At 73.3% G+C, this 9,488-nt stretch carries 6 protein-coding genes; 4 read left to right on the top strand and 2 right to left on the bottom strand.

Features of this window, described 5'->3' with window-relative positions; all coding sequences use genetic code 11:
* Window positions 1-77 precede the first annotated feature (77 nt).
* The gene (polA, locus tag ABEB16_RS02275; protein WP_425560088.1) at window positions 78-2,852 is read left to right on the top strand and encodes a DNA polymerase I; all 2,775 of its coding nucleotides are present in this window, start codon (window positions 78-80) and stop codon (window positions 2,850-2,852) included.
* Between the two features lie 34 nt (window positions 2,853-2,886).
* Here polA and ABEB16_RS02270 read toward each other — a convergent pair whose 3' ends face one another.
* Window positions 2,887-3,735: a class I SAM-dependent methyltransferase gene (locus ABEB16_RS02270; protein ID WP_425560087.1), complete on the bottom strand. Its 849-nt coding sequence runs from the start codon at window positions 3,733-3,735 to the stop codon at window positions 2,887-2,889.
* 300 nt (window positions 3,736-4,035) lie between these two features.
* On the opposite strand from ABEB16_RS02270, the gene rpsA reads away from it, so the two are divergent.
* The gene (gene rpsA, locus ABEB16_RS02265; RefSeq protein ID WP_345710652.1) at window positions 4,036-5,529 is read left to right on the top strand and encodes a 30S ribosomal protein S1; all 1,494 of its coding nucleotides are present in this window, start codon (window positions 4,036-4,038) and stop codon (window positions 5,527-5,529) included.
* Between the two features lie 145 nt (window positions 5,530-5,674).
* On the opposite strand, the gene ABEB16_RS02260 is transcribed toward rpsA, so the two are convergent.
* A complete protein-coding gene (locus ABEB16_RS02260; RefSeq protein WP_345710651.1) occupies window positions 5,675-6,784 on the bottom strand; it encodes a LacI family DNA-binding transcriptional regulator in 1,110 nt (369 codons plus the stop codon).
* A gap of 390 nt (window positions 6,785-7,174) precedes the next feature.
* On the opposite strand from ABEB16_RS02260, the gene chvE reads away from it, so the two are divergent.
* Window positions 7,175-8,317, top strand: a complete 1,143-nt coding sequence (chvE, locus tag ABEB16_RS02255; protein ID WP_345710650.1) for a multiple monosaccharide ABC transporter substrate-binding protein — start codon at window positions 7,175-7,177, stop codon at window positions 8,315-8,317.
* Window positions 8,318-8,438: 121 nt separating this feature from the next.
* Window positions 8,439-9,488: ATP-binding cassette domain-containing protein (locus tag ABEB16_RS02250; RefSeq protein ID WP_345710649.1), on the top strand; the 1,050-nt coding region annotated here is incomplete at its 3' end.

Raw genomic sequence — 9,488 nt, 5'->3', positions numbered from 1 at the left:
CCCGCGGGTGCAGTCGGCCAGCTGACCGCCCCCCCGCGTCGGTCCCCGCGTCGGTGGCAGCACCTACGCTGACCCGCGTGACCGCCCCCGCCGCGCCGCAGCCGACCGCGACCACCCGCACCGGGGCCGGCACCGCCCCGCCCGCGACGGCTCGCCCCCGCCTGCTGCTCGTCGACGGGCACTCCCTGGCCTACCGCGCCTTCTTCGCGCTGCCGGTGGAGAACTTCACCACCTCCACCGGCCAGCACACCAACGCCGTCTACGGCTTCACCTCCATGCTCATCAACGTGCTGCGCGACGAGGAGCCGACGCACCTGGCGGTCGCCTTCGACGTCTCGCGCCAGACGTTCCGCACCGCCGAGTACGCCGAGTACAAGGCCAACCGCGCCAAGAGCCCGACCGAGTTCGCCGGGCAGGTGGAGCTGGTCAAGGAGGTCCTCGACGCCCTGCACGTGCCGGTCGTCGTCAAGGACGGCTACGAGGCCGACGACGTGATCGCCACCCTCACGACGCAGGCCGTCGCCGCCGGCTACGAGGTCCTCGTCTCCACCGGTGACCGCGACTCCCTGCAGCTCGTCAGCGACGACGTCACCGTCCTCTACCCCCGCAAGGGCGTCTCCGACCTGGTGCGGATGACCCCCGAGGTCGTGGCCGAGCGCTACGGCGTGCCCCCGCAGCGCTACCCCGACCTCGCCGCCCTCGTCGGGGAGGACAGCGACAACCTCCCCGGCGTGCCCGGCGTGGGCCCCAAGACGGCCGCCAAGTGGATCGCCGCCTACGACGGCCTCGACGGCGTCATCGCCCGGGCCGGGGACATCAAGGGCAAGGCGGGGGAGAGCCTGCGGGCGCACCTGGACGGCGTGCTGCGCAACCGCCGGCTCAACGCCCTCGTGCGCGACCTCGACCTCGGCGTCGACGTCGCGGACCTGCACCGGCGCAGCTGGGACCGCGAGCGCGTGCACACCGTCTTCGACGGCCTGGAGTTCCGCGTGCTGCGCGAGCGCCTCTTCGCGACCCTCACCGCCGCCGAGCCGGAGGCCGAGGAGGGTTTCGGCGTCGACGGGCGGGTGCTGGCCCCCGCCGAGGTCGCCGGCTGGCTCGCCGAGCACGCCACCGGGCGCACCGGCCTGCACGTGGCCGGCAGCTGGGCCGCCGGCAGCGGCGACGTCAGCGGCCTGGCGCTGGCCACCGCCGCCGGCACCGCCGCGTGGCTGGACCCGACCGGTCTCGACGAGGAGGCCGAGGGCGCGCTCGCGGCCTGGCTGGCCGATCCCGGGCGCCCCAAGGTCGCCCACGACGTGAAGGGGCCCAGCCACGCGCTCGCCGCCCGCGGCTGGCAGCTGCGCGGCCTGGTGCAGGACACGGCCCTGGCGGCGTACCTGTGCTACCCCGACCAGCGCAGCTACGACCTCGCGGACCTCGCGGTGCGCCACCTGGGCCGGGAGCTGCGCGCGGAGGTGGCGGCGCCGGAGCCGGCGGCGCAGCTGGAGCTGGACGCGGGGGAGGGGCCGCTGGGCTCCGACCGCCACGCCGCCGCCGAGGACGCCATGGTGCGCGCCCTCGCCGTCGCCGAGCTCGCCGACGTGCTGGCCGCCGAGCTGGAGCAGCGGGGCGGGACGCGGCTGCTGGCGGAGGTGGAGCTGCCCCTGGTCGACGTGCTGGCCCGCACCGAGCGCGCGGGCATCGCGGTGGACACCGCGCTGCTGGCCGACCTCGAGCAGCGCTTCGCCGACCGCGTCGCCGAGGCGCAGGCGCTGGCGTTCGAGGTGATCGGCACCCAGATCAACCTGGGCTCGCCCAAGCAGCTGCAGACGGTGCTGTTCGACCAGCTGCAGATGCCCAAGACCAAGCGCACGAAGACGGGGTACACCACCGACGCCGACGCGCTGGCCGCGCTCTACGTGCGCACGGAGCACCCGTTCCTCATGCACCTGCTCGCCCACCGCGACGCCAGCCGGCTGCGGCAGACGGTGGAGGGGCTGCGCAAGGCCGTCGGCGACGACGGGCGCATCCGCACGACCTTCCAGCAGATGATCGCCGCCACGGGCCGGCTCAGCTCCACCGACCCCAACCTGCAGAACATCCCCATCCGCACCGAGGAGGGACGGCGCATCCGGGCGGCCTTCGTCGTGGGCGCCGACGCCGAGGGCCCCTTCGAGAGCCTCCTCAGCGCCGACTACTCCCAGATCGAGATGCGGATCATGGCGCACCTGTCCGGCGACGAGGGGCTCATCGCCGCCTTCCGCTCGGGGGAGGACCTGCACCGCTTCGTGGGCTCGCGCGTCTTCGAGGTGGCCCCCGCGGAGGTGACCTCCGAGATGCGCGCCAAGATCAAGGCGATGTCCTACGGGCTGGCCTACGGGCTGTCCCCGTTCGGCCTGTCCAACCAGCTGAAGGTCTCCGTGGAGGAGGCGCGCACGCTGATGGACGAGTACTTCCAGCGCTTCGGCGGGGTGCGCGACTACCTGCACGGCGTGGTGGAGGAGGCCCGCCGCACCGGGTACACCGAGACGATCCTCGGCCGCCGCCGCTACCTGCCCGACCTGGTCAGCGACAACCGCCAGCGCCGGGACATGGCCGAGCGGATGGCGCTCAACGCCCCCATCCAGGGATCGGCCGCCGACATCATCAAGGTGGCGATGCTCGGCGTGGACGCGGCGCTGGCGCGGGCGGGGCTGCGCTCGCGGGTGCTGCTGCAGGTGCACGACGAGCTCGTGCTGGAGGTCGCGCCGGGGGAGCGGGCCCAGCTGGAGGAGCTGGTGCGCGCCGAGATGGCCGCCGCGGCTCAGCTGCAGGTGCCGCTGGAGGTCTCCGTCGGGGTGGGCCGCTCCTGGCACGACGCCGGGCACTGACGCCCGGCGCCGCCGGGTGGGTGCGGGCCGCGGGTCAGGCGGTGGGTGAGCGCCGGGCCACCAGGATCGCCGTGCCCGGCACGAGTTCGCCGCGCAACCGGCTCCAGCCGCCCCAGACCTGATCACCGGCCGACCACTCCGGTTCGACGAGGTCGGCCAGCACGAACCCGGCGGCGGCCAGGGCCCGCACCCAGTCGCCCAGGGTCCGGTGGTGCTCGACGTAGCGGACCGCGCCCTCCTCGTCCGCCTCCACGTAGGGCGTGCGGTCGAAGTAGGAGTGGCGCACCACGAGGCCGTCGGCGCCGGGCAGGTCGGGCAGGGCCCAGCGCAGCGGGTGGGGGACGCTCGCGGCGAGGAGGCCACCGGGCACGAGCACCCGCGCCACCTCCGCGAGCACCTCGCCGACGTCCGCGACGAACGGCAGGGCCCCGTAGGCGGAGCACACCACGTCGACGCAGCCGTCCGCCAGCGGCAGCCGGCGCGCGTCGCACTGCACGAGGTCGGTGCGCACCCCCGCGGACGCGTCCAGGGCGCGGGCCTCGCGCAGCATGCCGGCGGACAGGTCGACGGCGATCACGTGCGCGCCCCGGCCGGCGAGCCACCGCGCGCACTGCGCCCCGCCGCAGCCGACCTCCAGCACCCGCCGGCCGCGCACGTCGCCGAGGACGCCCGCGTCGGCCTCCCGCAGCCCCTCCGGTCCCCAGACGAAGTCCGAGACCCCCAGGAAGGAGCCGTGCTCGGCCCGGTAGCCGGCGGCGTCGGCGTCCCACCACGAGCGGTTGGCCCGGGCGGAGGTGTCCGCGTCGACCGGCCAGCGCCCCACCCGGGGCTGCGGCTCGGGCTGCGGATGGGGCGGGGGCGCGTCGGCCGGGCTGGTGTCCACCGCTGCATCCTCGCGCGCCGGGTGCACCGGCGGCCGCGGTGGTCGAGCGCCTGCCCGTACGTACGTTCAGTTATCGTGCACAACGACGCGCCAACACCGTGTCCCCGACCTGCCCACCTCGCACCGCCCGGACGACGGGGGAGCGGGGGCGCTTGGCCGCTCCAGGTGCGCCCGGTAGACTGGATGGGCGAGCACCGCGCCCACCGACATCCCGCAGGGAACGGCGAGCACGCCTCGTGGTCGCTTCGGAACACCCCTGCGATCCCCATCGACGACTGTCCACGACGGAGCCCCTCCTTCATGACCACCACCACGACCGCTCCGGCGGGTTCGACTCCCCAGATCGCGATCAACGACATCGGATCGGCGGAGGAGTTCCTCGCCGCGGTCGACGAGACGATCAAGTACTTCAACGACGGCGACATCGTCTCCGGGACGATCGTCAAGGTCGACCGCGACGAGGTGCTGCTCGACATCGGGTACAAGACGGAGGGTGTCATCCCCTCCCGCGAGCTCTCGATCAAGCACGACGTCGACCCCAGCGAGGTCGTCGGCGTCGGTGACGAGGTCGAGGCCCTGGTCCTCCAGAAGGAGGACAAGGAGGGCCGGCTGATCCTGTCCAAGAAGCGCGCCCAGTACGAGCGCGCCTGGGGCACGATCGAGGCCAAGAAGGAGGCCGACGAGGTCGTCGAGGGCACCGTCATCGAGGTCGTCAAGGGCGGTCTCATCCTCGACATCGGCCTGCGCGGCTTCCTGCCCGCCTCCCTGGTGGAGATGCGGCGCGTGCGCGACCTGCAGCCCTACGTCGGCAAGACGATCGAAGCCAAGATCATCGAGCTCGACAAGAACCGCAACAACGTGGTGCTCTCCCGCCGTGCGTGGCTGGAGCAGACCCAGTCCGAGGTGCGCCAGACCTTCCTGCAGACCCTGCAGAAGGGCCAGGTGCGCTCCGGCGTCGTGTCCTCGATCGTCAACTTCGGTGCGTTCGTCGACCTCGGCGGCGTCGACGGCCTGGTGCACGTCTCCGAGCTGTCCTGGAAGCACATCGACCACCCCAGCGAGGTCGTCGAGGTCGGCCAGGAGGTCACCGTCGAGGTGCTCGACGTGGACATGGACCGCGAGCGCGTCTCGCTGTCGCTGAAGGCCACGCAGGAGGACCCCTGGCAGCACTTCGCCCGGACCCACGCGATCGGGCAGGTCGTGCCGGGCAAGGTCACCAAGCTCGTGCCGTTCGGTGCGTTCGTGCGCGTCGACGACGGCATCGAGGGCCTGGTGCACATCTCCGAGCTGGCCGAGCGCCACGTCGAGGTGCCCGAGCAGGTCGTCCAGGTCAACGCCGACATTTTCGTCAAGGTCATCGACATCGACCTCGAGCGCCGGCGGATCTCGCTGTCCCTCAAGCAGGCCAACGAGGCCGTCGCCGCCGCCGGCGAGGAGTTCGACCCCTCGCTGTACGGCATGGCGGCGGACTACGACGAGCAGGGCAACTACAAGTACCCCGAGGGCTTCGACCCCGAGACCAACGAGTGGCTCGAGGGGTACGAGACCCAGCGCGAGGAGTGGGAGCGGCAGTACGCCCTCGCCCACGAGCGCTGGGAGGCCCACCGCCGCCAGGTCGCCGAGGCGGCCGAGGCGGAGGCCGCCCGCGCCGACGCCGGCGAGGACGTCGAGACCGGCGTCAGCTCGTCGGCCCCGTCGACGAGCTACACCTCCGAGGCGCCGGAGGCCCAGGGCACCCTGGCCTCCGACGAGGCCCTGGCCGCCCTGCGCGAGAAGCTCACCGGCGGCGCCTGAGCCGCACCTGACGGCGGTGTGAACCGCTGATCCGCGAGAGCCCCACCCGGGACCACCCGGGTGGGGCTCTCGTGCGTCGTGGGGGCGGTGGAGTGCGACCTCGGACCCAGGGCGGCCCCGGGTCCCCGGCCCGGGTCCGCCGGCCTCAGGCCCGGGCGCCGTGGCGGGGTGCGGGGGTGCGGCGCGCGGGGGCCGGGGGTGGTCCCGTGCTCGCCCGCACCACCAGCGCCAGGTCGTCGCGACCGGCGGGCACCTCCTGGGAGGCCAGCCGTCGCAGCAGCACCTGCACGCAGCGGCGCCCGATCTCGGTGAAGTCCTGGCGCACGGTCGTCAGGGGCGGGTTCAGGTAGGCCGCCTCGGGCACGTCGTCGTAGCCGACGACGCTGACGTCGTCGGGCACCACCAGCCCTCGTTCCGCCGCGGCGCGCACCACCCCGATGGCCATGTGGTCGCTGGCGGCGAAGACCGCGGTGGCGCCGGCGGCGAGCAGCTCGTGACCGGCGGCGTGGCCGCCGGCGGCGGTCCAGTCGCCCCGCGCCGGGTGCGGCACGGGCCGGCCGGCCTCCACCAGCGCCGTGCGCCAGCCGGTGGCGCGCGCCCGCGACTCCGCCCAGTCCTGCGGCCCGGCGATGTGGTGAACGGTGCGGTGGCCGAGCCGGAGCAGGTGCGCGGTGGCGGTGCGGGCCGCGGCCAGCTCCGCCCAGTACGCGTCCGGCACGCCGTCACCGTCCAGGCCGGGGGCGAGCACGCAGGGCACCAGCGCCCCGGCGGTCTGCACGGCGTGCTGCGAGGCGTCCTCGGGCACGACGGCCACGACGCCCTCCACGGACTGCGCGTGCAGCTCCTCGAAGGCGTCGGTCACGGCCTCGGGCGCCAGGTCGGTCACCATGACGAGGCTGACGGAGTAGCCGGCGGCGCGGGCGGCCTCCTGCACCCCCTGCAGCACCATCGTCGGCCCGTAGACCGCCGTGGTGGTGGCGACGACGCCGATGCGGTGGGAGCGACGCGTCACGAGCGCGCGGGCGGCGGCGTTGGGGCGGTAGCCCAGCTCGGCGATGGCCTGCTCCACGCGTTCGCGGGTGCGGCGCGCCACGACGGGAGAACCCCGCACCACGCGCGAGACCGTCTGCTGGGAGACGCCGGCGCGCTCGGCGACGTCGGCCAGGACGGGAGTGCGCGGTAGGTCCCGGCCCGGCCCCGCGGCGTCCGCCGCGGGCTGGTCGGACCCCGCCGCGGTCTGCTCGGACCCTGCCATGGGCGCATCCTGACTGTCGGCGGGCACCGCGGTGCACCGGACGGGAGAGCGGGGAGGGGCGGCCACCGGCCCGACGGGCACCGGCCGGGAGGCGGCGCACGGGGCGCGCCCGGACTCCCCGGCGTCAGGGTAGCCCAGCTCCGCCCGGCTGGGACCGCCACTCCGGGCGCCGGTTCTCGGCCGATCAGGGGAGCTTCCACGGCTGCGGCGAGTCGCTTGACGCCCCGGTTGCTAACGTTAACAATTGCGGGCGTCCCACCAGCCCCACCGCCGCCGCCCGGGTCGACGCAGCCCGGTCCCGGCGAGGTGGGCCGCGTCGTCCCCGACGCCCGAAACCCACGTCATGGCAGTCCGCCACATGACGCTCACGAGGTACAGAGGAGTTCCGCCGTGACCAACCGTCCCCTTCTCGCACTCACCACCGGCCTGGTCCTCGCGCTCTCCGCCTGCGGTGGTTCCGGCGCCGGCGGCGGCGAGAACTCCGGCAGCGCCGCGCCGGCCGACGGCGACATCACCGTCGGCGTGTCCATGCCCACCCAGACCTCCGAGCGCTGGATCGCCGACGGCGACTCCGTCGAGCAGGGCCTGAAGGACGCCGGCTACGAGGTCGACCTGCAGTTCGCCAACGACGACATCCCCACCCAGTCGCAGCAGATCGACCAGATGATCACCAAGGGCCACGACGTCCTCATCATCGCCGCGATCGACGGCACCGCGCTGACCAGCCAGCTCGCGGCCGCCGAGGCCGCGGGCATCGAGGTCATCTCCTACGACCGCCTCATCCGCGGCAGCGCCGACGTCGACTTCTACGTCTCCTTCGACAACGAGAACGTCGGCGTGCAGCAGGCGACCTCGCTGCTCAACGGCCTCGGCCTGCTGAACCCGGACGGCTCCCGCGGCACCGCGACCGGCCCGTTCAACGTCGAGCTGTTCGCCGGCTCGCTGGACGACAACAACGCGCACTTCTTCTGGAAGGGCGCCATCGACACCCTCAAGCCGTTCATGGACGACGGCAGCATCGTCGTGAAGTCCGGCCAGACCGACATCGGCCAGGCCGCGACCCTGCGCTGGCAGCAGGAGACCGCGCAGCAGCGCATGGAGAACCTGCTGACCTCCACCTACAACGACGGCAGCACCGTCCAGGGCGTCCTGTCGCCCTACGACGGCATCTCGCGCGGCATCATCACCGCGCTGCAGAACGTCGGGTACGGCGCCGCCGGCAAGCCGATGCCGATCATCAGCGGCCAGGACGCCGAGATCGCCTCCGTCAAGCTCATCAACGACGGCGTGCAGTACGCGACGATCTTCAAGGACACCCGCAAGCTCGCCGAGCAGGCGGTGACCGCCGCGCAGGCCTACCTCGACGGGAAGGAGCCGGAGGCCAACGACACCGAGACGTACGACAACGGCGTCAAGGTCGTCCCCTCCTACCTGCTGGAGTCGGAGATCGTCACCAAGGACAACGTGACCTCCGCCCTCGTCGACACCGGCTACTACACCCAGGCCGAGGTCGACGCGGGCCAGGCCGGCTGACGCGACCCGTCACGGGGTCCCCGACCCCCGGTGCCCACCGGGGGTCGGGGACCCGCACCAGCTCCCACCCCACCGGGCGGCCGCGGGCCGCAGCAGAGCAGACGAGGACGGCGAGTCGTCGATGACCGACAACATCCTTCAGATGCGTTCCATCACCAAGACCTTCCCCGGCGTCAAGGCGCTCTCCGAGGTCTCGCTGTCGGTGCGCCGAGGCGAGGTGCACGCCATCTGCGGCGAGAACGGGGCGGGCAAGTCGACGCTGATGAAGGTGCTCTCCGGCGTCTACCCGCACGGCACGTACGAGGGCGAGATCGTCTTCGACGGCGAGGTGTGCCGCTTCCAGGGCATCAACGACTCCGAGCACGCCGGCATCGCGATCATCCACCAGGAGCTGGCCCTCGTGCCGTACCTGTCGATCGCGGAGAACCTGTTCCTGGGCAACGAGATCCGCGGCCGCGGCGGGCTCATCGACTGGAACCGCGCCAACGGCGAGGCGGCCAAGCTCCTGGCGCGCGTCGGCCTCGACGAGAACCCGACCACCCCGATCGGCCAGCTCGGCGTCGGCAAGCAGCAGCTCGTGGAGATCGCCAAGGCGCTCAGCAAGAACGTCAAGCTGCTCATCCTCGACGAGCCCACCGCCGCGCTCAACGACACCGACTCCGCGCACCTGCTGGACCTGCTGCGGGCGCTGCGCCGCGAGGGCATGACGAGCATCATGATCTCGCACAAGCTCAACGAGATCGAGGCCATCGCCGACGCCACGACCATCATCCGCGACGGCCGCAGCATCGAGACGATGGACATGCGCGCCGAGGCCGTCAGCCAGGAGCGCATCATCCGCGGCATGGTCGGCCGCGACCTCGACAGCCGCTACCCCGAGCGCGAGTCGCACCCCGGCGAGGAGGTGCTGCGCATCGAGGACTGGACCGTCGGCCACCCCGTGCAGGACCGCCTCGTCGTCGACGGCGCGAACCTGACCGTGCGCGCCGGTGAGGTCGTCGGCATCGCCGGGCTCATGGGCGCCGGGCGCACCGAGCTGGCGATGAGCGTGTTCGGGCGCTCCTACGGCCGCTACCTGCGCGGGAACCTCTACAAGCGGGGCCGGCAGATCCAGGCCCGCTCCGTGCGGGAGGCGATCCGCCACGGCATCGCGTACGCCACGGAGGACCGC

It is taken from the genome of Kineococcus glutinatus (genome assembly GCF_039542765.1).
Taxonomy (GTDB): domain Bacteria; phylum Actinomycetota; class Actinomycetes; order Actinomycetales; family Kineococcaceae; genus Kineococcus_A; species Kineococcus_A glutinatus.
Note: the sequence above shows the minus strand (reverse complement) of the source record. Positions and strands in the feature narration are given on the sequence as shown.

Excerpts from the sequence above, each read along its gene's own strand:
- rpsA (WP_345710652.1), top strand. The coding sequence starts at position 4,036 with ATGACCACCACCACGACCGCTCCGGCGGGTTCGACTCCCCAGATCGCG.
- ABEB16_RS02260 (WP_345710651.1), bottom strand. The coding sequence starts at position 6,784 with ATGGCAGGGTCCGAGCAGACCGCGGCGGGGTCCGACCAGCCCGCGGCG.